At 47.2% G+C, this 22,775-nt stretch carries 18 protein-coding genes; 11 read left to right on the top strand and 7 right to left on the bottom strand.

What is annotated here, in order from left to right; all coding sequences use genetic code 11:
* The first annotated feature begins 258 nt into the window (after nt 1–258).
* The 3 genes from I8U27_RS09625 to sleB all read left to right on the top strand — a co-directional run bounded on the left by I8U27_RS09625 (nt 259) and on the right by sleB (nt 3,404).
* Nucleotides 259–492, top strand: coding sequence for a hypothetical protein (locus tag I8U27_RS09625; RefSeq protein ID WP_181751796.1), 234 nt, complete (start codon nt 259–261; stop codon nt 490–492).
* 99 nt (nt 493–591) lie between these two features.
* The gene (polX, locus tag I8U27_RS09620; RefSeq protein WP_181751797.1) at nt 592–2,319 is read left to right on the top strand and encodes a DNA polymerase/3'-5' exonuclease PolX; all 1,728 of its coding nucleotides are present in this window, start codon (nt 592–594) and stop codon (nt 2,317–2,319) included.
* 86 nt (nt 2,320–2,405) lie between these two features.
* Nucleotides 2,406–3,404, top strand: a complete 999-nt coding sequence (sleB, locus tag I8U27_RS21340; RefSeq protein WP_198065863.1) for a spore cortex-lytic enzyme — start codon at nt 2,406–2,408, stop codon at nt 3,402–3,404.
* A 48-nt stretch (nt 3,405–3,452) separates the two neighbouring features.
* Here sleB and I8U27_RS09610 read toward each other — a convergent pair whose 3' ends face one another.
* Nucleotides 3,453–3,788 carry a phage holin family protein gene (locus I8U27_RS09610; RefSeq protein WP_181751798.1) on the bottom strand — a complete coding sequence of 112 codons (336 nt, stop codon included), beginning with the start codon at nt 3,786–3,788 and terminating at the stop codon, nt 3,453–3,455.
* A 130-nt stretch (nt 3,789–3,918) separates the two neighbouring features.
* Between I8U27_RS09610 and I8U27_RS09605 the strand changes: the two genes are divergently transcribed.
* Nucleotides 3,919–6,279 carry an endonuclease MutS2 gene (locus tag I8U27_RS09605; RefSeq protein ID WP_181751799.1) on the top strand — a complete coding sequence of 787 codons (2,361 nt, stop codon included), beginning with the start codon at nt 3,919–3,921 and terminating at the stop codon, nt 6,277–6,279.
* A gap of 250 nt (nt 6,280–6,529) precedes the next feature.
* Nucleotides 6,530–6,703: a zinc ribbon domain-containing protein gene (locus I8U27_RS21335; protein WP_181751800.1), complete on the top strand. Its 174-nt coding sequence runs from the start codon at nt 6,530–6,532 to the stop codon at nt 6,701–6,703.
* 337 nt (nt 6,704–7,040) lie between these two features.
* Here the strand turns inward: I8U27_RS21335 and I8U27_RS09595 are convergent, their stop codons facing one another.
* The 3 genes from I8U27_RS09595 to I8U27_RS09585 form a co-directional block, all read right to left on the bottom strand.
* The gene (locus tag I8U27_RS09595) at nt 7,041–8,165 is read right to left on the bottom strand and encodes a S8 family peptidase (protein WP_374057923.1); all 1,125 of its coding nucleotides are present in this window, start codon (nt 8,163–8,165) and stop codon (nt 7,041–7,043) included.
* Between the two features lie 709 nt (nt 8,166–8,874).
* A complete protein-coding gene (locus I8U27_RS09590; RefSeq protein ID WP_181751802.1) occupies nt 8,875–9,069 on the bottom strand; it encodes a hypothetical protein in 195 nt (64 codons plus the stop codon).
* 134 nt (nt 9,070–9,203) lie between these two features.
* Complete coding sequence (locus tag I8U27_RS09585) at nt 9,204–11,726, bottom strand: PIG-L family deacetylase (RefSeq protein ID WP_181751803.1); 2,523 nt, start codon at nt 11,724–11,726, stop codon at nt 9,204–9,206.
* A gap of 210 nt (nt 11,727–11,936) precedes the next feature.
* On the opposite strand from I8U27_RS09585, the gene I8U27_RS09580 reads away from it, so the two are divergent.
* The 4 genes from I8U27_RS09580 to argH are packed head-to-tail and all read left to right on the top strand — an operon-like array spanning nt 11,937 to nt 17,377.
* Nucleotides 11,937–13,010, top strand: coding sequence for an extracellular solute-binding protein (locus I8U27_RS09580; RefSeq protein ID WP_181751804.1), 1,074 nt, complete (start codon nt 11,937–11,939; stop codon nt 13,008–13,010).
* A gap of 24 nt (nt 13,011–13,034) precedes the next feature.
* The gene (locus tag I8U27_RS09575; RefSeq protein WP_181751805.1) at nt 13,035–14,132 is read left to right on the top strand and encodes an ABC transporter ATP-binding protein; all 1,098 of its coding nucleotides are present in this window, start codon (nt 13,035–13,037) and stop codon (nt 14,130–14,132) included.
* Nucleotides 14,132–15,838: an ABC transporter permease gene (locus I8U27_RS09570; protein ID WP_232345344.1), complete on the top strand. Its 1,707-nt coding sequence runs from the start codon at nt 14,132–14,134 to the stop codon at nt 15,836–15,838. The genes I8U27_RS09575 and I8U27_RS09570 overlap by 1 nt, the downstream gene beginning before the upstream one ends.
* A gap of 24 nt (nt 15,839–15,862) precedes the next feature.
* A complete protein-coding gene (gene argH / locus I8U27_RS09565) occupies nt 15,863–17,377 on the top strand; it encodes an argininosuccinate lyase (RefSeq protein WP_181751806.1) in 1,515 nt (504 codons plus the stop codon).
* A gap of 220 nt (nt 17,378–17,597) precedes the next feature.
* On the opposite strand, the gene I8U27_RS09560 is transcribed toward argH, so the two are convergent.
* On the bottom strand, nt 17,598–18,755 hold the full coding sequence (locus I8U27_RS09560) for a glycerate kinase (protein WP_181751807.1): 1,158 nt from the start codon (nt 18,753–18,755) through the stop codon (nt 17,598–17,600).
* Between the two features lie 157 nt (nt 18,756–18,912).
* Between I8U27_RS09560 and I8U27_RS09555 the strand changes: the two genes are divergently transcribed.
* A complete protein-coding gene (locus I8U27_RS09555; protein ID WP_181751808.1) occupies nt 18,913–19,830 on the top strand; it encodes an ROK family protein in 918 nt (305 codons plus the stop codon).
* Between the two features lie 49 nt (nt 19,831–19,879).
* Here I8U27_RS09555 and I8U27_RS09550 read toward each other — a convergent pair whose 3' ends face one another.
* A complete protein-coding gene (locus I8U27_RS09550) occupies nt 19,880–21,073 on the bottom strand; it encodes a MalY/PatB family protein (RefSeq protein WP_181751809.1) in 1,194 nt (397 codons plus the stop codon).
* Between the two features lie 229 nt (nt 21,074–21,302).
* Between I8U27_RS09550 and I8U27_RS09545 the strand changes: the two genes are divergently transcribed.
* On the top strand, nt 21,303–21,746 hold the full coding sequence (locus I8U27_RS09545) for a histidine phosphatase family protein (RefSeq protein ID WP_258567770.1): 444 nt from the start codon (nt 21,303–21,305) through the stop codon (nt 21,744–21,746).
* A 434-nt stretch (nt 21,747–22,180) separates the two neighbouring features.
* On the opposite strand, the gene I8U27_RS09540 is transcribed toward I8U27_RS09545, so the two are convergent.
* Nucleotides 22,181–22,762: a class I SAM-dependent methyltransferase gene (locus tag I8U27_RS09540; protein ID WP_181751811.1), complete on the bottom strand. Its 582-nt coding sequence runs from the start codon at nt 22,760–22,762 to the stop codon at nt 22,181–22,183.
* Nucleotides 22,763–22,775 lie beyond the last annotated feature (13 nt).

Here is a 22,775-nt window from a genome sequence, read left to right as displayed (position 1 = left end):
TATATATAAATTATTTTTAAAATTGTTTTCAGGTATTCTTCGACTTAGTGTGATCGTTGGTTTAGAAGTTGGCGCGAATCGAAACGAACAGAAAAGAGTATGTGATGAGTTGGAGTGGCATTTCATAAATGTAAAGAGACTGTATGAATCAACAATACAGCAACACATAGATATCCTGGACCAAAGTTTTCTGATGACAGGGCTGGTTATCTGGCTATTATTGAAGTCCCGCATACCTTTGTCCTTTGCTTGGAAACGTTGGATTCAGGCATCAAAGACTTGCAAGAAAAGATCGAGTCTTTTCCATACTGGTCTGTCTGGGAAGTCAAGGAGTTGCAAAAGATCACCGCCTGGGTGACGGCAATGCTGCGCTCTAGCATGTGTAAAGAGTATCCGGTTGAATTTATCCATTTATTTGCTGAACAAGAGAGCTTTCCGGATGAAATCAAAAAATTAATTATCCGTGAAGTTGATCTTGACGAAGATGAATAACTAGCCGGCAGTCTTTTTTCTGGTCCTTCGGATCTCCATGGATCAGGGAGGCTACCAATCGGGTGGCCGGGGAAAAATAACGCCAGGAGGTGGAGTTTGATGACAAACGCACAAATCGCAGCGATTTTAAACGAGCTCGCTGATTTTATGGAATTGAGCGGGGAAAATCCTTTTAAGGTAAATGCTTATCGGAGAGCGGCACGGTCGGTGGAAAACAGCCGTCATGCTGTGGCAGAGTTGAGAGATCACCTGGAAGAATTACCGGGAGTGGGCAAAGGGACGGCGGGGGTGATTGAAGAGATTATTGCGACAGGAAGGTCTGGCCAACTGGAAGAGCTGCGGCAACAGCTTCCGCCTGAGTTGCCCGATTTGCTTCATATACCGGGGCTCGGTCCGAAGTCGATCTACACGTTATATCGTGAATTGGATATCACTAATCTTCAAGCACTGCAAACAGCGGCCGAACAGCAGCAGATTCGCGAACTGCCTGGATTCGGCCCCAAAAAAGAGCAAAAAATACTGGAGGAGATAGCCCGGTTTGGAAAGCGGCCGGAAAGGCGCCTGCTTCATGAAGCGTTACGGGTCGCGCATCGGTTCAAAGAACAATTGGCAAAGGGCGAGAAGATTATACGGGTGGAGATGGCCGGCAGTATCCGCCGGCTGAGGGAAACGATCAAGGATATTGATTTTGTGGTGGCCACCCGGGAGCCCGGAGAAGTGAGCGAGTGGATTGTGTCCCTGCCGGAAGTAGTTGAAGTTGTCAACCAGGGGGAAACCAAAGTAAGCGTTATCGTCGAGGCGGAAGGGATTGAGATGTCCGTCGATGTCCGTCTGGTCACACCGGATCAATTTGCCAGTGCCTGGCATCATTTTACGGGCTCTAAAGAGCATAATGTACGCATACGTCAACGCGCCAAACAGTATGGCTGGAAAGTGAGTGAATACGGGATTTTTAACCCGGAGACAGAGGAAACAAAAACATTTGCTGATGAAGCGGATTTTTTTTCCCATCTGGAGCTGCCGTATATCCCTCCTGAACTGCGGGAAGATCGCGGGGAAATGGAAAAGGCGGAGCAGGGGGAGCTTCCCGAACTTATCCGGATCGAAGATTACCGAGGAGATTTACATATGCACAGCCTTTACAGTGACGGGGCCGACAGTATCTACAAGATGGCAAAGGCGGCACAGGAACGGGGATATGAGTATATTGCCATAACAGATCACTCGCAGTCTTTAAAAGTGGCCAGCGGGCTGACCATGGATGAGATCTTTGAGCAGTGGGAAGAGATTCAAAAGGTAAATGAAGAGCTGGAGAACTTTACAATTTTGAGGGGGACTGAGATGGATATCCTGCCTGACGGACGGCTGGATTTTCCGGATGAATTACTGGAACAGATGGATATCGTCATTGCTTCGATCCACAGCAGTTTCCGCCAGGATGAGAAAACAATGACCCGCAGAATCGTGGAAGCGATGGAAAACCCCCATGTAGACATTATCGCCCATCCTACGGGGCGTCTAATTCAGCGCAGGGATCCGTATCAAGTGGATATTGATGATCTCTTTCAAACAGCGGCGGATACGGGTACGATTTTGGAATTGAATGCCAATCCCCATCGCCTTGATTTAAATGATGAGCTGTTGAAAAAAGCAAAAGAAGAATATGGACTCACGTTTACGATTAATACAGATGCGCATTCTGCCGAAGGGCTGGCCAATATTTTTTTCGGGATCGCGACGGCCCGCCGGGGATGGCTGGAGAAACAGGATGTGATTAATACGATGCCGCTGAAGGATCTCAGAAAAAGGTTGAAAAAAGGAAAGTAGTCCCCGTTTTCTTTGTGTGTATAGAGAAACAAAATATCGGAATAATAACAGCAGAATTTCAACCTTGAAAGGGTTGTGGTTTTGCTATGCGCATCCGAAAAACTGTTTATCTTATTCTCACCTGTATTCTGGTTGCAGGAATATTTACCGTTAGCGCCGGACAAGAGTTGGCCGCGTTTCAGTTAAAAGGCACTTCTCATTACCATGCTTTTGGCCCTGGTATCTTAAAAATTGGGGCGCGGGGAGGAGATGTTTATGAGCTGCAGGGACGGCTCAAATTTCTCGGTTTTTATACGGGAAAAGTGGACGGTATCTTCTCCACCCGAACCAATAATGCGGTACGCCTCTTTCAATACCGCTTCGGGATGAAAGTGGACGGACTGGTTGGCCCCAAAACAAAATTAAAACTATGGAAAGCCACAAAGAATTGGCGTCCGGGTGTGAGGCCGAAAGGATTGACACTGAAGAAAGGGGCACGAGGGGGAGATGTTGCCGATCTTCAGGGCCGCTTGAAGTTTATCGGATTCTATACGGGAAAAACAGATGGGGTTTTTGGGAATCGAACTTACCGTGCGGTACGGCTTTTCCAGTATGAATTTGGTTTGAAGATTGACGGAATAGCCGGACCGGAGACCTTAACCAAGTTACGGGCGGCCACGAAGAAATACCGTCCGCCGCAACCACAGGCCCGCCGGGCTCCGGCTCGGGTTCCGAAGTCTTCACATGGCTTCAGCCAGAACGACTTAAGGCTTTTCGCCCAGGCTGTTCATTCCGAGTCGAGGGGAGAGCCTTATATCGGTCAAGTGGCAGTTGCTGCAGTGATCCTTAACCGGATTGAAAGCGAGAAATTTCCCAATACCATTTCCGGTGTCGTCTTTCAACCCTTAGCGTTTGAGGCTGTGGCAGACGGGCAAATCTGGTTGGAACCCAGTGAATCCGCGAAAAAAGCAGTCATGGATGCCCTGAACGGCTGGGATCCGTCCGGTGGTGCCCTCTACTATTTCAACCCTGCGCGGGCGACATCAAATTGGATCTGGAACCGGCCACAGATTAAAAGGATCGGGAAGCACATTTTCACCCGATAAACACAGACACACAAAAAATCGGGCCATGCATCACGTATGGCTCGATTTTTATTTCGTAGTAAATCTGGCACCCACAGGGACAAAAATATCGATAAAGCCGACAAGTAACGCGCTTAGAATGATACCGAGGAGACGGGTTTGAAAAGCGGGAATAACAGGAGGAGCCAGCAAAAGGATGAGTGCAGTGGTCCCCATCCCGATCACTCCTCTGGCAAAGGGAGAAATATCACGTCCAAGCAATGTTTCGATGAACCAGCTGGTGACTGTGATAACTAGAGCAGCTAAACATGTATAAATCAGCCCGTTGGATGAAAATCCCGGTACCATCATGTTCACAAGAAGTAACACTGATAAACAACTCAAAAAGCGGATAAAATGACGCATCGGGTTCCTCCTTCCATCAGAGGTTAAAAGGGCACCGTTATTTTGCTTCAAATTGGTGTTAGTTAAACAGAAAGTGCACGAAGGTCATGTTATAATAGAGGAGGATTTTTTAGACAGAGGTGTTGCCGGCGTGGAGCATTGGACGCTGAATCCATTGGAATTCAATCAAGTGAGAGAGATGGTCAAAAATCGGGCATCTTCTCAGCTAGGGAAAGAAAAAGTAGCAGAAGTAACACCCTCACCCTCGGTTGAGGAAGTGAAAATTCGTTTGCAGGCAACAAGTGAAGGCATGGATCTTCTCCGTCTGAAAGGTGATGTTCATTTAGGAGGAGTGCGTGATATCCGCTCTTCGATTCGACGGGCTAAAATTGGCGGTTTGCTCAGTGAAGCGGATTTACTTGATGTGGCAAGTACGATCACCGCCGGTCGAAAAAGTAAATCCCTGATTCGCCAGGTGGAGGAAGATACAGCCCCGCTGCCCATTTTGCGAGGACTTACTGAACAGATTGAGAGCCTGGATCATCTGGAAAAAAGGATTGAGGCATGCATTGACGATCAGGGAGTGGTGACGGATCAGGCAAGTCCGGTGCTGGGCAAAATCCGTCATACGATCGGGCAAATTCGTCAACAGGTTCATCAGACTTTGAACCAGATGCTCCGCAGCTCGCATTATTTGAAGATGATGCAAGAGCCAATCATTACACAACGCTATGATCGGTATGTGATTCCGGTTAAACAGGAGTACCGGACTGCTTTCGGGGGGATCGTCCACGATCAGTCTGCTTCCGGTGCGACTTTATTTATTGAGCCTGAATCGGTCGTCCAGTTGAACAACAAGCTGCGTGAACAGGAACTGGCGGAAGAAAAAGAAATAGAACGCATTTTAAGGCAACTGACTTCAGAAGTGGCTGAGGAAGCAGTTTCTCTGGAGCGGAATCTGTCAATTCTGGCTGAAGTTGACTTCATTCTCGCCAAAGCCCGCTTTGCCTATGACATGAAAGCGGTTTGTCCCGCCATCTCCGAGGACCGGACCATGCGCTTAAAAAAAGCCAGACACCCTCTGATTCCGCGGGAAGAGGTTGTTCCCATTGATGTTCAGATGAATGAAGAGCAACAAGCCATTATTATCACCGGACCCAATACCGGAGGCAAGACGGTTACACTGAAAACCATCGGTTTATTTGCACTGATGGTTCAAAGCGGGTTTCCCATTCCGGCGGAAGAAGAAAGCATCATGCCTGTCTTTAGCGGCATCTACGCCGATATTGGGGATGAACAGAGTATTGAACAAAGCTTAAGCACCTTTTCCAGCCACCTGACCAGCATTATTCGCATTTTACAGGTGATTGATAACCACAGCCTTGTTTTATTTGATGAGTTAGGGGCGGGAACGGACCCGGCGGAAGGGGCGGCATTGGCGATTGCCATTTTGGAACATGTGATGGATCAGGGTTGTCTGGTCGTGGCGACCACCCATTACAGTGAACTAAAATTGTTTGCCCACTCTCATCCGCTGGCGGTCAATGCCAGTGTGGAATTTGATGTTGAAACGTTGCGTCCAACCTACCGGCTCTTAATCGGGGTTCCCGGACGGAGCAATGCGTTTGCGATTTCCAGCCGCTTAGGACTGCCGGCGGAGATTATCAACGAGGCGAAAAAACATCTGACCAGTGAAGAAAATCGTCTTGAAGAGATGATTACCGCGTTGACGGATGACCATAAAGAAGCAGCAGCAGAACGGGAGAAAGCCGAGGAACTGCGGGAAGAAGCCGAGCAGCTGGTCGAAGATCTCAAGAAACAAATTGATGTGTGGGAAGAAGAAAAAGCGCAAATCAGGGAAAAAGCTAGGCAAGAAGCCCGGCGGATCATTGCGTCGGCCCAGCGGGAAGCGGAGGAAGTGATCAGGCAATTGCGGGAATGGGCAAGAGCGCGACCGCAGGAGATGAAAGAACATCAGCTGATTGAAGCGAAAAAGCGCCTGGATCAAGCTGTGCCGGAAATGAAACTTCCCAATAAGGTGAAAAGTCATACGGCTAAAGCGCAAACGATTGAGCCCGGAGATGAGGTTTTCGTTCATTCAGTCAACCAAAAAGGAGTGATTGTGGAGGATTTGGGTGAGGATGAGTTTCAAGTCCGGGTAGGGATCCTAAAGCTGAAAGTTCATCGTCGGGAAATAGAAAAACGGGTTTCCGGGACTAAAAACTCTGCACCAACCCCAAGCTCTTCCATCAAACGGTCAACAGATCATGTACGACCCGAACTTGATTTGCGGGGGAAAATGGTTGAAGAAGCGATCATAGAGATTGATAAATATTTGGATGACTCGGTCCTGGCGGGATATAAACAGGTTTCACTGATCCACGGAAAAGGGACAGGTGCCCTGCGTTCGGGTGTACAGGAGTTTTTGCGGAAACACCGCAGTGTTAAGCAGTTCAGACTCGGTTCTCATGGTGAAGGGGGAGCAGGAGTAACCGTTGTTGAATTGCGTTGAATTATAGTATGGTGGGGGAAACGGATGAAATATCTGCCAAGAATCCTAGGGAGCATTGCTCTTCTCTTTTTTATTGTCGGAGTCATCTGGTTTATGTTAAATGCTTAGGACTAAAGTGAACTACTCTCCACTGATGTGGCAGAGCTTCTCGTTTCAACGAGTCTGAAGCGATCCTTTTCACGAGCGTAACTTCCCGTAGTTCCTACGGTACATGTTCAATGGTTGGCGAGTCTTTCCAGCCTGACAGGAAATGGCGGGCCCCTGCAACACATCACAGGCTTGTTCGGAGTGTGGGCAGATCGTGAAAAAAACAGGGGAACGCATCCAGCGTTGCTCTTGTGGATATATCGCAGACCGGGATGTAAAAGCAGCACGGAATATCCTAAAAAAAGCAAAGGGGTACGTTCCGGAAAGATCCGGTTAACTGGAATTAAACCTTGCTTAGGGCATGGAACGTGCCTTCGTGGATGGCAGTGGGTTGCCACGCCGGATAAAACAAAAAGCTTGCCATTTCGATGGCGAGAGGTTCACCGTCAAATTACCTTTCTGAATATGACATGCCGGAGGTCAATTCAACAGTATCTGAAAGCAACGGTAAACCAAAAAACAACCCGGCAATCGTACGCTAAATGAGATGCCGGGTTCCCTGATGTGCTCATATTAAAATATGGCTCTTACTTTGTGTCTGTGACAACAAAGTAAGAGCCATATTTTTTCTACCTAAGCCTGATGCCGGGTTGCTCCTCGGTTGTCATTGCCTCTTAATAGTTGACAGCTTTGGCAGCATTAACCCGACCATAGCTCCAGTATGTTCCGGTACCGCTGATTTGATCCGCTGTGTTCTCAATCGCGGCGCGGATTTGTGAGTTGTTTTTCCCCTGGGCAGCCAGCAGTCCTGCTAAGCCGGCCACGTGAGGGGTAGCCATTGACGTGCCGCTCAATGAACGATAGGAACTGCCGATGTAAGTGGAGTAAATGCTAGATCCGGGAGCCGCTACATCCACCCAGCTGCCGTAGTTGGAGAAAGAAGATTTTCTGTCAGCGGAATCTGTGGATGCAACAGCGATCGCATTGCTGTAATAAGCCGGGTAGCTGGGGGCGGAGGAGCCGGAATTGCCGGCAGCAGCGACGACAACAGAGCCTTTGTTCACAGCATAATTGACTGCGTTTTGCAGTGAGCTGGTGCCAGAGGAACCTCCCAGGCTGAGGCTGATCACTTGTGCGCCCTGGTCAGCGGCGTGGATAATCCCGTTTGCCACATCATCAAGCGTGCCGCTTCCGTTTGCATCCAGTACACGAACAGCTAAAATTCTGGCGTTGGGGGCCATACCCGCAATCCCGGTACCGTTGTTGGTGACAGCGGCGGCAATTCCTGCACAGTGTGTGCCGTGGCCGTTGGCATCATTGGAAACATTGTCATCATCAACAAAGTCTCTTCCGTTAATCACTTTTCCGCTGAGATCAGGATGGTTGGATTGTACTCCTGTGTCAACAATGGCAATTTTTACGTTGCTGCTGCTTCTGGTCACATCCCAAGCTTGTGGGGCCTGGATTTTTTGCGGTCCCCATTGACTGCTGGTGAGATCATTGGGAGTCCAGGTGGCGTGGAAATAATAGTTGGGTTCCACGTATTCTACATTGGGATTTTGTTTGTATTGTTTGATCATCTCTTCGACCGATTTATTTTTAAATTTAACTACTTCAAAACCGAGCTTTGAGCTTTTGCTGACAACCTGTGTACCCTCTTCGGAGTGAGCGGCTTGCATCGATTTCTGTGAAGTTCCGGCTTTGAATTTAACAATTACCTGGCCCGGAACATATTTGGGACTTACCGGGGAAGAAGATTCCGCAAAAATGGAAGAAGGGATAACAAGCAGTGCAATCATTAAAATGGCAGTGAAGATGCTTAAGAAACGTTTCATATAGGATCCTCCTTTAATTTATCAATCGAAATGAATGTTTGAATCAATCACTTGCCGGCTTGCGGAATAATCATCACTTTCCCACTTGACAGATAATTTCGCCCGCTTGCCTGTTCCAGTGTAATATTTATTTCGCACCCCTGAATCATCCTTCCAGAATCCGTTCCCGCTGATCCGAATAGAGCGTAAAAATAGCCGGTGCGCGAGGTAAGGTTTCAGGAAGGGGGTGTGTTCATCTCCTTTCTTTTTAGGTTAATTTCCTTATTCGACAGCATAATTGTCGAATCCTTTCTTAAAATAAAAAAATAATATGATTTTTATTATTTTTGTTTTTTGGGTATTTGTGCCATTGCGAAATCCGTTATTTGAAAAGCCTATTTATAAGAGAAAATGCTGGTATCAGAAGGGTTCCGCACATTGGATAAAAAAGCCGGCAAGTAAGGCGATTGATTTAAATTATAAAATATCAATTAATGAAATATATGTAAATAAGAGATGGTTCTTATTTAAGGAATATAAAACCAATTTCATCTTTGCCTACATATTTTTTATTATATTTTTTCCTGAAAGGATTGTGCAGAAAAAATTCTGCTTCATGTTCTGAGTGGTAATAGCCCGCAAAGTCTCGCACACTCTTAAATGAAAAAAGAGAGGTTGTTCCTCTCCCTGAAGGCTATATTTTATACTCTTCCATCTCTTTTTTTAAATGAGAGACATAGGCGATGGTTTCTCTCATTTTTTCCGGAGAATATTTTTCCGGAGCCTGTTCCATCTCTTCCAGGATCCGTTTGGCACGTTGATAACTTGCCTCAAGCAAATGGTAATAGTACTCCTTCGCGATCGGAGCAGAAGATACAACTGTGGTCATACATACCTCTCCTTGCAAAAAATTTCCCACAATTTATATAATAGCAAACTTGGTAATGAAAGGGAAAGCGAAAATGGACCTATTTATTGAAAATGAAAAAACCAGGCAGGTACTCTCTGGTTTTTTCATTTCACTTATTTTGTTTTCGGATAACTGATTAAATTGACGAACATTCGATACCCGCCGGGAACTTGACTTTGAATCTGCCGGTACCAGACCAGACTGCTGTAAATGTAGGTTCCTTTTCCATAATCGGCGACTAGCAGGCCGCCGGTAAAGGGCTTTTCGCCCGGGTCGGCCATCGAAAGAAGCGGGGTGTAGGCAGGGTCCCAACTGGAAGGAAAGTAGAGTCCCCGCTCCTGCACCCATCCCGAGAAATCCTCTGCCGATATTTGATTGGGTGCTTGAAGCAAAGGATGGTCCGGCTGCAAGAAAGTGACAGGTGCATGTTCATCGGTGACGCGCCACTGAATGGACGGATCACCCGGTGTAAGCGGATAAGGAGCAAGCTCCGGACTCCAACGGTCCCCGGGTTTATGATATTGCATGACCACATTTCCGCCATTTCGCACATATTCCAGCAGACGGTCATTGTGCTTGAGAAGATCGGAGCGGGAGAGATAGGCGCGAATCCCTACCACGATGGTGTTGTACTGGCTCAGATCTCCCGATGAAAGCATCTGCTCATTTAATTCAGTCACATTTAAACCCGCCTGGCGCAAGTAATCGGCTACTTGATCAAAGCCGCTGTCGACATACGCTATATTCAGGTTGTTTGCCAATTTTAAGGGAAAGGCCTGAATCGTGGTTTTTGCATCAGTGATCAGGTAACTGGTACCAATATGATTGTAGTGTATTTTTTGAACCTGGGCGGAAAACGACTGCCCGTTCACAACAGCCTGAAATCCGATCTCATATGCCCTGGCCTGCAGGGAGTCAGGTGCAGTGATCGTAAATTGCAGTTGTTTGCTCTCGCCTTGTCTGGCGAATGAGACGGGGATCGAGGAAGGAACTGCCTTCCAGCTGGCGGGCAGGGACGGGGTGACAACACCTGAGCTTTCCCCCCGGACATAATTGGTCACCTGAACGCTGATCTTTCTTGTTTTGTCCGATTTTTCGGTGTTGATGATGGTTGCTTCCGGGTTTAATAGAAGGCCCCAATCCGGAAGCAAGGCCATCGTTTGCCGCTTCGGGTCTAATGTGACAATACGTTTCACTGTGACTCCGTGAAGCCGGTATTGTAACTCTGCTCTGACCCTAGAAGGAGCATAGGGATCGAAGAAGGATGCATCCGCAGGTGTCCGGACCTGTATGGTGATGGTTCCCTTTTTGCCCGGCAGGAGCGTTGGCGGATAGCGCTCCATTTTCGCTTGCCAGTTTTTCGGAACAACTGGTTTTACTTTTATCTGTGTGATCGGAGCATGACCGTTGTGATTCATTTGAATGGTAAAACGGCTCGTTGCCCCCCGGGTCAGAATCGCCTGATCGGCAGACATTTGAACTTCCACTCCACCGGTGACGGCACTGGCTTTTTCAAGCTGCTCCTCTTTTTTTTGCAGGAGAAATAAGAGATCCTGTTGCTGTTCTTTAGGAAGTACAGATGCAACAAGTCTTTCCATTTCACTCGTTTCCTTTAGGGAGCGTTGGATGAGAAAGGCTGCTTTTTTCCGGTCCGGATATGCTTTTTGCGCTTGTTCAAGGTGTTCTTGTAAGGTGATGAGCCTTTGTTTGACAGCGGGGTGAGAGATTTGTTTGCTTTGATCACGAAAGTTATAGGGGATATCTTCAAAGATGGTAGATTCCTGTTTCACTTTGCCGACTGAAGAGTGGACAAGCTCCAGAGACACCCAATAATCCTCCACGGGCAGATCGCGGCCCATCCCCTGGCTTTTGTGGAGCTTTCGAGATTCTTCTCCCAACTGTGGATAGGTAAGGCCGTAAACCGGATCGACGGTGCCGATATTGAAGCGCAATGTTTCTTTATCCTTCGCGGCAGGCAAGTAAACCTTTTTCACCTGCCACGGTTTGATACCCTGGCGGAGATGTTCCGGGAATACACGGGGATCAGCTGCATCTTTGAAGGCGCGGAGAGTCAATTGACTGATGGCACGATGGTGTCCGTGTTGGGAAGGGTCATCCCGGAATGAAGGCATCACAAGATCCGGACGCTCTGTTCGAATCCGGCGGATCAACCGTTCATAGACAATTTGTTCCCCCCACTTGTCCAGGGTTTCTTCCGGGGACTTAGAGAAACCGAAGTCGTAAATGGGATCATTAATCTTTTCACTGAGCAGGAAGAGATTCACGTTCAGCAAGTTGGCGGCTTCCTGTAGCTCCCGTGAGCGAATGATTCCCAGGCCGTTCCCTAATTCTGTACCGATCTCGTTTTGACCGCCTTCACCCCGGTTGGCCAGAACGCTTGCCGTTCTTACTCCTTTACCCAGAGAAAGGTAGGCGAGCAGGGCGCTTTGCTCATCATCCGGATGAGCTCCCGTGTTCATAAAGCTTACAGTTGTACCCAGGGGCTGTAATACCTTCCATAGCTCCGGGTCTGCTTCAGGTTCTCCGTATACCAGGGAACCGGGTAGCAGCGTTCCAATAAATAAGGCGGCAGTAAGAAACACAACTGCCAGTTTTTTAAGCCAGGTTTTATCCATCCATTTCCCTCCCTTTCAAATGGAAGAATAGCAAAAATAGTTAGAATTGTCTATAGTCCTATTTCTTTTAGGATCTATTTCCTAAAAAGAAGGATGAATAGTGTATTAATTGTGATAAAATTTATTTGGATATACGAAGTATGAATGGTCAGTTCGCTTGCACAGATTTTCAACGGATTCTTTTTATTATCATTTCAAGGGGGGTTTTCTATGCGTTCACATTCAGTCTGGAAAGGATTGTTGGTGACGAGCCTGATTACCCTGGTTGCAACAGGTTGTCTGGCTCCGGATTCATCAGGGGACAAAACAAGTCATGGATTAGAAGAGAAAGTGGTTATTTACTCTCCGCATGGAAAAGATATTTTGCAAGATTTTGAGAAGATGTTTGAAAAAGAACACCCCGATACGGATGTTCAGTGGCTGGATATGGGGTCACAAGAGGTACTGGACCGGGTTCGCTCCGAAAAGCAAAATCCGCAGGCAGATGTCTGGTGGGGAGCGCCTTCGGTGATGTTTGAGCAAGCGAGAAATGAAGGCTTGCTGGAACCATACAAGCCCACTTATGCTGATGCGCTGCCGAAAGAATTTAGAGCGGATGATTTCAGCTGGACCGGAACAAGTCAAACACCGGAAGTAATTATGTTTAATACCGATAAAGTTTCCAAACAGGAGGCTCCGCAAGATTGGGATGATTTACTGGATCCGAAATGGAAAGATCAAATATTGATTCGGTACCCTCTGGCATCGGGAACGATGAGAACCATTTTCTCGGCGATGATTTACCGAACCTACAAAGATAGCAAAGATCCGAAACAGGGGTACGAATGGCTGGGCAAATTGGATGCCAACACCAAGGAGTATTCACCCAATCCGGAAATCATGTACAACAAAATAGCCAGAGGAGAGGGCTCCATTACTGTTTGGAATATGCCTGATGCCGTTATGTTGAAGGAGAAGAAAAACTATCCGTTTGACTTTGTAATCCCCAGGAGCGGTACCCCTGTTTTAACTGAAGGAATTGCTCTGGTAAAAGGGGCGAAACATTCGGAAGCGGCAAAAGAGTTTTATGAGTTCGTCAACTCGGAGAAAGCCGCACTCCATCTGGCGAAAAACCATTATCGTATTCCCACCCGTGCCGATCTTAAAAACCTGCCGGCCTGGATTACAGAGACGAAAATTACCCCGATGGAAATTGATTGGAAAGTGATGCAGGAGAAAGAGAAAGAATGGATGGAGTATTGGGATCAGAACATTAAAAACAAACAGAAGCAGGTTGAAAAATAGGAATCTTCTGATGGAGTGATTGGATTGAGTCGGGTTCAACTGTTACAAGTGAACAAAACATTTGATGGAGTGGTCGCTGTCAAACAATTGGATTTGGAGATTCAAGAAGGGGAGTTTTTCACTTTGCTCGGACCCAGCGGCTGCGGGAAAACAACCACCTTGCGGATGATCGCCGGTTTTTATTATCCCACGAAAGGCAAAATTTTGTTTGATGATCAGGAGGTTACGCTTGTCCCGCCGCACCGGCGCAATACGGGAATGGTTTTCCAAAACTATGCCCTCTTTCCCCATATGACTGTTTTTGAGAATGTTGCTTTCGGATTAGAGGTTCGTAAAATACCGCGCAAGGAGATTCGTGATCGGGTCGGGGATGCGCTCCGGCAGGTGCGCCTGGACGGATATGGGGAACGGCGTATCTCCCAATTGAGCGGAGGTCAACAGCAGCGGGTGGCTTTGGCTCGGGCCCTGGTCATCCGGCCGCGCATTCTGTTGCTGGATGAACCGCTCTCCAACCTTGATGCCCGGCTGCGGGATGAAATGCGGGCGGAAATTTTATCGATTCAGCGTTCCCTTGGCATTACCACCATTTATGTCACGCATGACCAGGTAGAAGCTCTGTCGATGAGTAACCGCATTGCCGTTTTTAACCAGGGGGTTTGCCAGCAGGTGGGAACGCCGGACGAGGTATATAACCGGCCTTGTAATACATTTGTGGCTTCATTTGTCGGAGAGACCAACTTGATCCCTGTGACCATCCAGGAGGTGACGGAAGAATATATTACCGTAAAATACGGGGATTATACGCTCCGGGTTCGCCAGGAAAGTGAAAAATTTCCGGTGCGGGAAGGAGAAAACCACTGGTATCTCTCCATTCGCCCTGAAGGGGTTCAACTGGCTTCCGAATCCGGTCCCAACACGGTCCGGGTACAATTGCAACTGGCCCAGTTTACCGGAATTTCCTTTCAGTGTACGTCCCGGTTGGACGATCAGCAGACGCTGCAAGCCCTGCTGGTTAATCGGCCAAATCTGGCGGGAAGTTTGCGTGCAGGAGAAACGTTGTGGTTTCACTTGCCGGAAAATCAGTTAAGGTTGATACCAGCTCATACCGGGGGGACGGCTTGATGTTTAAAACACTTCGTCTTCGGATGCAAGCAGATAAAACCTTAACATGGCTGCTGATCATTCCGGTGATCCTGGTACTCTTCTCCTACGTGTTGTATCCAACCTTCCGTACATTGATGGAAAGCTTTTGGATCAACGGGGATTTAACTTTAGAAAATTATAAGCAGTTTTTTAGCCCCGAAAGCCTGGCGAATCTGGAAGCATTGTGGAACAGTGTATATATCTCTGTCTTAAGTGTCATATTCAGTGCGTTGATCGGAGTCCCGCTGGCGTTTATTTTTAACCGCTTTGAATTTCCGGGGCGGAACTTCTTTGCCACTGCGGCGATGATGCCAATTGTACTCCCCTCTCTGGTGGGAGTCATGTCGTTTATGTTTCTATACGGAGAGTCCGGTCTGGTTACCCGGTCGATCCAGGATCTCTTCGGACTAAAGGAAGCACCGTTTCAATTGGGGGGAGTTTCAGGGATTTTATTGGTACACGCCTATACGATGTACGTTTATTTTTATATGACAGTCTCTTCAGCTATTCGGGGCATGAATCCATCTCTGGAAGAAGCGGCCACCAATCTGGGAGCCAGCCAGTGGACCGTGTTTCGCCGTGTGACATTACCGCTGCTCACCCCCGCTTTAGTTGCGGCTTCTTTGCTCGTCTTTATGACTTCAATGGCTTCTTTTTCGGCTCCGTTTATGCTGGCGGGCGGGTTTCGCGTGTTGAGCCTGCAAATCTATTTTTCCAAAGTAAATGGAGACATGGCGATGGCAGCCACCCAATCTGTGATCCTGTCGATCATCTCAATCTCGTTTCTGCTGTGGATGCGCTGGTATCAGGGAAGAAGAGATTACCAGATTTCTGAGAAAGGCGTAAGTGCCCACCGGCGGGAGATCCGGAACCCCTGGATTAAATGGCCTCTGGTTACGCTGGGGATGATTGGGGTGATCGTTTTGCTGTTGCCCCACATGACATTGATCATCCTTTCTCTGGTGCCGGAAGGAACATGGACCTACCAGACTTATCCGACACAGTTTAGCCTGGAAAACTATATTTTGCTGATGCAGGATCCCCATATATGGGAACCGGTGCGCAACAGTTTGTTGATGGCAACCCTGGCGACTGCCGGCAACTTTCTATTCGGAATCTTAACTTCCTATGTGCTGGTGAAGCGTAAGTTTAAAGGCAAAAATGTTCTGGATATCCTGGTGATGCTTCCCTGGTCGTTACCGGCCACCGTTGTCGCCATCAACCTGATCTTTGCCTTTAATGTGCCGACGCCATTTACCTTCGGCCAGATATTGGTAGGGACCTATTGGATTCTGCCGCTCGCTTATTTTATTCGACATATCCCGCTTGTTGTAAGGTCAACCAATGCTGCTTTAGAGCAACTGGACGACTCACTGGAGGAAGCGGCGCGAAACCTGGGCGCCCGCTGGTTTACTACGTTCCGGCGCGTCATTTTGCCAATGATTATGCCGGGGATTCTGGCCGGTACATTGCTCGCTTTTGTGACCGCTGTCGGAGAATTTGTTTCCTCTGTATTGTTATATACGATTGATAACCGCCCGATTTCTATTGAAATTATGAACCAGCTGCGCATGTTCAATCTGGGGCAGGCGTCTGCATACGCTGTATATCAAATCCTGCTCATCGCAGGAGTTTTATACATTTCTAACCGTTTCTTCGGGGTGAAGGCACAGGATTCGCTATAAGTTCTGCTTAAAGGAGGTACTGGGATGACCATCCGCGAGGAGTGGTTAAAAAAAGACGGAAGTTCGTTTCCGGGCAAGACCTATGTAGAATGTCTATTAAAGCCTGTATTTAACGATCAGCGGGACTATTTGTTTCACGCAATGTTTCAGGTTCATCGGGCTCATGTGCTCATGCTCTGTGAAAAAGAAATTTTGCCCGCCGAAGACGCAAAAAAAATCTTGCAGGCAGTGGAAACGATTGCTTGTTGTGATTATCAGCAATTAGAATATGACCCCCGCTATGAAGACCTGTTCTTTATGATGGAGGCGAGACTGACGGAAGAGATCGGCAAAGAATTGGCCGGAAATATGCATATTGCCCGCAGCCGTAATGATATGGGGGTTGCCATGTACCGGATCGTTCTTCGCGATCGGTTGCTCGATCTTATCGATAAAGTGTTAACCTTACGCGAAATATTGCTGAAAGTGAGCAGTGAACACCTTGAGACGGTGATGCCTGCCTACACCCATACACAACCGGCCCAGCCGACGACGCTGGGACATTATCTGATGGCTGTGCACGATGTGCTTGAACGGGATTCCCGGCGGCTGTTGTCCGCCTTTCAAAATGTAAATCAAAGTCCTCTGGGGGCCGCGGCAATCACCACGACTGGATTTGATATTTGCCGGGATCAAGTAAAGGAATCTCTCGGATTTACATCAATGGTAGAAAATTCGTATGATGCAATTGCCGGAGCGGATTATCTGCTGGAGACGGCAACGGTAATCATTGTGCTGATGACCAATCTGGGACGGTGGATTCAAGATTTTCTGTTATTCTGTACCCGTGAATTTGCGGCCGTTCGCATTGCTGACCCTTATGTGCAAATCAGCAGCATTATGCCGCAAAAGAGAAATCCTGTCTCCGTGGAGCACTCACGCTCGCTCGCCAGCAGTGCGATCGCCGATGCCCAGGCGGTTTGCACGATGATTCACAATACGCCGTTTGGTGACATTGTGGATACCGAAGATGATCTGCAACCTCATCTTTACCAGTCCATCGACAAATGCGTCAGGGTTTTAAACCTGATGTCCGCCGTGATCTCAACGATTGAAGTCAACCGGAACCATTTGTTGCAAAGGGCAAGAGAAGGATATATCACCATTACGGAATTGGCGGATGCGATGGTCCGCGAAAAAGGGATCTCTTTTCGCACCGCTCACCAGATTGCAAGCAGAGTAGCGAAAACGGCCATTCAGGAAGGAAAGGAACTTGATGACATTTCTCCCGGTATGATTGACCGGGTGGCCAGGGATGTTATCGGATACGATCTTGCCTTTACAGCGGAGGAACTAAAAAGAGTCTGCGATCCCTTTACCTTTATTGAGATTCGCAAATGCCCCGGGGGGCCAAGTCCTGTGGAAGCAAGAAGGATGTTGGATGAGCGGGAAAAACGAATACGGGAAAACAGGCAAGACTGGCAAGATATTCAGAGGAAATTGGAGGCCGCCCGAACCGACCTGAACCGGAGAGTACAAGAATTGATAGAAGGCAGATAGCCAAACAATCACGATATGATGACAATTATTGTTTGGAGAACATTTCTAAGGGCGTTCCCGGGATTAGCACTTGTTCTATTTTTAAATGAAAATATTTAAACCCCCGCCCTTTTCGCGCAAGGGTTTTTCAAACGTTATACAATGACGTTACTTTATCTATACCCATTTAAAAAAGGAGAGACTAGAAATGACAAAAGCAGAAGGGAATCGTGCTATTCGTTTATTCGGGTGACGGCATATATAACTCCCTTGCCATCTGAAGCGACTTGCAGAAGCGGATTACGGCCCGTTCCAGTAATGCTTCTCCCTGCGCCATTGCTTCAGACAGGGACATATTCTGATCAACGATGGGACAGATTAAATGAATCCCTTGTTCAGGGAGGTCTATAAGGCCTCCCTCTGCTTTACCAGTAAAAACAACAACAGGTACCTGATATTTTTTCGCCAGTTCCGCAACCCCGACAGGAACCTTGCCATATAAAGATTGGAAATCAAATTTTCCTTCCCCGGTGATCACCAGATCAGCAGTGGAGATTTTTTCTTCTAAATTTCCCCATCTTGAGATGAGCTCAAATCCGCTCTCGATGTGCGCGTCAAGGACGGAAAGAAGGGAAAAGCCAATTCCCCCGGCTGCCCCGCTCCCCGGAGTATCCCGTTCATCGCGCTTGACAGTGTTACAGAGAACCCGTGCATAATGGGCCATATTTGCTTCAAAAGATTGTAGTTCATCTTTCCCCACCCCTTTTTGAGGGCCGAAGACATAAACAGCTCCTTCGGGGCCAAGCAGAGGATTTTGCACATCAGAGGCGAGAATGAACTCCACTTCCCGCAGACGTGGATGTAAGCCGGATAAACGGATATCTGCCACTTTTCCAAGGATGTCTTCGCCGGTCTGTAACTCTTTGCCTTCTTGATCGATAAACTGTACTCCCAGTGCCTGTAAAATTCCGGTTCCTGCATCGACGGTGGCACTTCCCCCAAGGCCGAGGACAATTTTTTTCGCTCCCCGTTCTAAGGCATCACAAATCAGCTGCCCTGTTCCGTAGCTTGAAGCGAGAGACGGGTTTCTTTCCTTTTCAGTTAGGAGAGGAAGCCCTGAGGCGGCCGCTGTTTCAATGATAGCAAGCTGTTCCTGTTGGACCCAGCCGTAAAATGTTTCTATGGGCCTTCTGAGCGGATCATCGGCGATAATCGGGATTCGTTTACCCTGAAAAATTGTCATCAGTCCTTCGACAGTGCCTTCACCCCCGTCGGCGATTGGGAAAGGAATGGTCTCGGCATCAGGAAAAACAGTACGGATGGCATCGGCTATGATTTGGACAGCACGGTTACTCATAATGGAGCCTTTAAACGAATCGGGAGCGATGACAACTCTCATTTTTTCAACCCCTTTTTTCTTTTTAAGAGAATTAATCATTCATTGCCAGGATATTATATTTGTGCATTCGGCATAAGCGCAATGGTTGACAAACTTCCCAGGCAGAGGTTTTATGATTAAAGAGTAACATTCAGACAAAAATAAGGTGTGAGCAGAGATGGGATCCTATGCAATCGGAGTAGATATCGGCGGTACAAAAATCGCGATCGGGATGGTAGACAAGCAAGGGCAGGTAAAGGAAAAACAAGTATTACAAACAAATATAGACAAATCTCCCTATCAGGTATGTGAACAAATTTATCAGGTGGCAGCGGAGATCATTCAACAGTCAGGGGTCTCTGCAGGGGAGATCGCCGGATTAGGTATAGGCGCTCCGGGGCCGATTGACCGGGTGAACGGAACCATCGTTTGTCCTCCCAACTTGCCGAAATGGAACGGCTTTCCGATCAGAAAGTTTTTTGCAGAACGTGTTCAAATTCCTGTTTTATTTGAAAACGATGCCAATGTGGCAACTCTGGCTGAAAAATGGGTAGGAGCGGCTCAGGAAAATGAGAATTTTATTTATCTGACGATTAGTACCGGAGTTGGAGGGGGACTCTTTTTCAACGGAGATGTGGTCTGGGGAAAACGTGGAAACGCGGGAGAAGTCGGCTTTACAACCATGACTCCCGACGGGCAGACGATTGAAGAGTTGGCTTCAGGAACAGCCATTGCCAAAAGAGCATCCGCCTTAATGAATAAACAGCTGACCACGCAAGAAGTGTTTCAGCTTTACGCCCTGGGCGATTCCGTCATCGTACCGTTGATTGAAGAAACGTTTCAGTATCTGGGAAGATTCTGTACCAATCTTATTCATTTTTGCGAACCGGAGAAAATCGTGATCGGCGGTGGTGTTTCCCAGGTAGGCGAGCCTCTGTTTAACGCGGTTCGCCATGTGGTGCGCCAGCATGCCAGCAGCCAGTTTGGCAGGGAGACAGAGATTGTACCCGCCGGTTTGCAGCAGGATACAGGACTGATTGGAGCATCCGCCCTCTTTTTGGCTGATGTCAGAGGATCAAAATTGAAAGAAAATTAAATGGATGACAGGGAACAAAGTGGGTCCGCTTTGTTCCCTTATTAGAAGGTTAAAATGACTCCTTACTTTCTCTATAGCTTTTAATTGCCCTCCCTATTCTCTGAAGCCCCTCGTCCAACAAAACACGCGGGGTAGCGAGATTCATCCGCATAAACCCTTTCCCCTCATGTCCAAACGTATCTCCGGCAACTAATGCCACGTTGGCTTGTTTCAGCATGAACTGTTCCAGGGTCTTCGCATCCATACCCAGCTCACGGCAATCCAGCCAAGCCAGATAAGTTCCTTCCGGATGTACCACTTTTATTTCGGGAATCTGTTTTTCTACATAAGCGGTCAGGAAACGGAGGTTTTGCTCCACATATTTCAGGCATTGATCCAGCCATTCAGCACCGTCTCTATATGCCCTCTCCGTTGCGATCATTCCATACGTGTTACTAAACTGCAAAAAATAATTTTCAATCGCAAACTTGAACTTCTCCCGTAATTTTGGATTGGGAATGATGATGTTTGCCGTTTGTATCCCGGCCAAATTGAACGTTTTGGTGGGGGCTGTACACACGATGGATTGTTGTGCGAAGTCTTCTGATATGGAGGAAAAAGGCGTATGCGAAGACCCTTGATAAACAAGGTCGGCGTGAATTTCGTCAGCAACGACGAGTACATTTCTCTCCAGGCACATCTCTCCCAACTGTGTAAGCTCCTGCCTAGTCCAGACACGCCCTACCGGATTGTGCGGACTGCAAAGAAGCATGATTTTTACACCATTGTCCAACTTTCTTTTCAGGTCGGCAAAATTGATCTGATACCGCCCATTGTCATATTGCAGCGGATTGGTAACCAGCTTGCGCCCGTGTCTGGTGACAACCTGCGAAAAAGGGGGATACACCGGAGGCTCAATCAATACTGAATCGCCGGGTTCGGAAAAATAGGAAATAATCAAGCTGATGGCCGGCATCACTCCGGGGCTGTAACAGATCCAGTCTTGCTGAATCGTCCAATTATGCCTTACCGCCATCCAGTCCTTAATCGCCTCATAATAAGAGTCCGGCCTTAGATTATAGCCAAAAACCCCATGTTCAACCCGCTGCTTCATCGCTTCAATTACGGGCTCGGGCGACCTGAAATCCATATCTGCCACCCACATCGGCAGGAGGTTCTGTTCACCAAATATCTTTTCCGCTCCATCCCATTTTTCTGAAGCCGTTTGGTAACGATCAATCATCCGGTCAAATTCGTATCTCATCAGATATCCTCCATGTAAAATTTTCAAAAGACAGAGCCGTTACCGGTTCAATCACCCTGTTGTTTTCTGTATCTATAACTTTATACTAGATTAAATTAATTGAAATATAATATCAATTATGTTTTTATTCAAAAGAGAACATAAGCTGGAAGAGATTCAAGTAACCGTTGGCAGAGAATGGCTCACCAAGGAGGAACCATGGAAATGACAAAAATATTTCTCACCAGGCATGGGGAAACGGAACCGTTTGAAAAAAATGCAGGGAAGGATGGACTCACCGTTAACCTCTTTAGGTCTTGCACAAGCGGAGTCCCTTTCAATCTTGCTGAGGAAAGAAAATCTGAACGCTATTTACACCAGTCCCAGCCCAAGAGCTGTTAAAACTGCGGAAATCATCAGGGGAGATCGTGAAATACCCCTATTCAAGAGCGAAAACTTGTATGAAATAGATCTTGGTTCCTGGGAAGGCCATTCTCAGTCGGACATTGAAAAATCTGATCCGGTTCAATTTAAAACATTTTGGGCAAACCCCGAACGGTATAGACCAAAGCAAGGAGAAAACTTTTATGATGTTAAAAAGCGGGCCCTTTCCTTTTTCTCCCGCATTGTTGATACACACCCGGACCAGAATATTTTAATTGTTTCCCATGCGGTTGTGCTAAACTGCTTTTGACCGATTTTGAAGGCAGGCCCATGAAAAACTTATGGGATCAACCATTTATTCACGGAGCCAGTTTAAGTTTGATTGAAATGAGAAACGGTAAACCTGTGATCAAGTTGTATGGAGATACGACTCACTTCAAAAAATAAAAAACATGGCTTTCAAGTTTTCGGAAGGAAGGAGTTAATTGACAGGGATGCTTATGGAGATTACAGTAAACGTCCCGCGTTAGGGGAAAGAACATTTAATGTGAATCTCTGAATGGCTTCATTGGAAAGATATTCCAATTGTTTAACCCTTCCTTAAATATGCAATGTAGACCATTCACATGGTGAAATCTCCGCATACTTCTCGAAATCGCATATATACGGCTTCTTTGTTGGCAATGATTGCAAGCGGCTGACTGATAGGACACAACAAAAGTGAAACCACCCCTAATGTATGATTTACTCAGGAATGGCCATAAAAAAGAGTTCGTTATAAAATAACATCTTCTTAAATTCTTTCAGTTTTTCAATTCGATAATGATGTTTAGTGAATATGCTTCTGTAACCGGACTCGTACCGGATATATTTCCCTCTGTCAAAAAAAGCCATAAACCGGTTGTTAAACAGTGAATTTTTCAGAAAGCACGGCTCCATGACCAGGATTTTTCCGGTTGGCTTCAGTACCCGATGAAATTCTTGTAAATAAGCCGGTAATGTGTCGGGCGGGATATGATGCAAAACGGCAACGATTAAAATATAATCGAACGATTTATCTGAAGCGGGCAAGCTGGACCCCTCTAAAACAGCAAAATTGTAATCAGGATACAACCGTCTGGCATATGCCACTCTCTTGGGATCAGGATCGATTCCCAAATAATGTTTTGGCGTGCAGATGCAGCTGCATGATCCGGTTCCCGATCCAAAATCAAGTACTGCTTTGCCAGTAAGATCGAAATGGCGCTGGATCATGTCATGAATATATATTTTGGTTAACCATCGGGGACGGACAAAGCCGTGATATAATCCGGGGGATAATTCCATAATTTACTCTCGC

It is taken from the genome of Paenactinomyces guangxiensis (assembly GCF_016055185.1).
Classification (GTDB): domain Bacteria; phylum Bacillota; class Bacilli; order Thermoactinomycetales; family Thermoactinomycetaceae; genus Paenactinomyces; species Paenactinomyces guangxiensis.
Note: the sequence above shows the minus strand (reverse complement) of the source record. Positions and strands in the feature narration are given on the sequence as shown.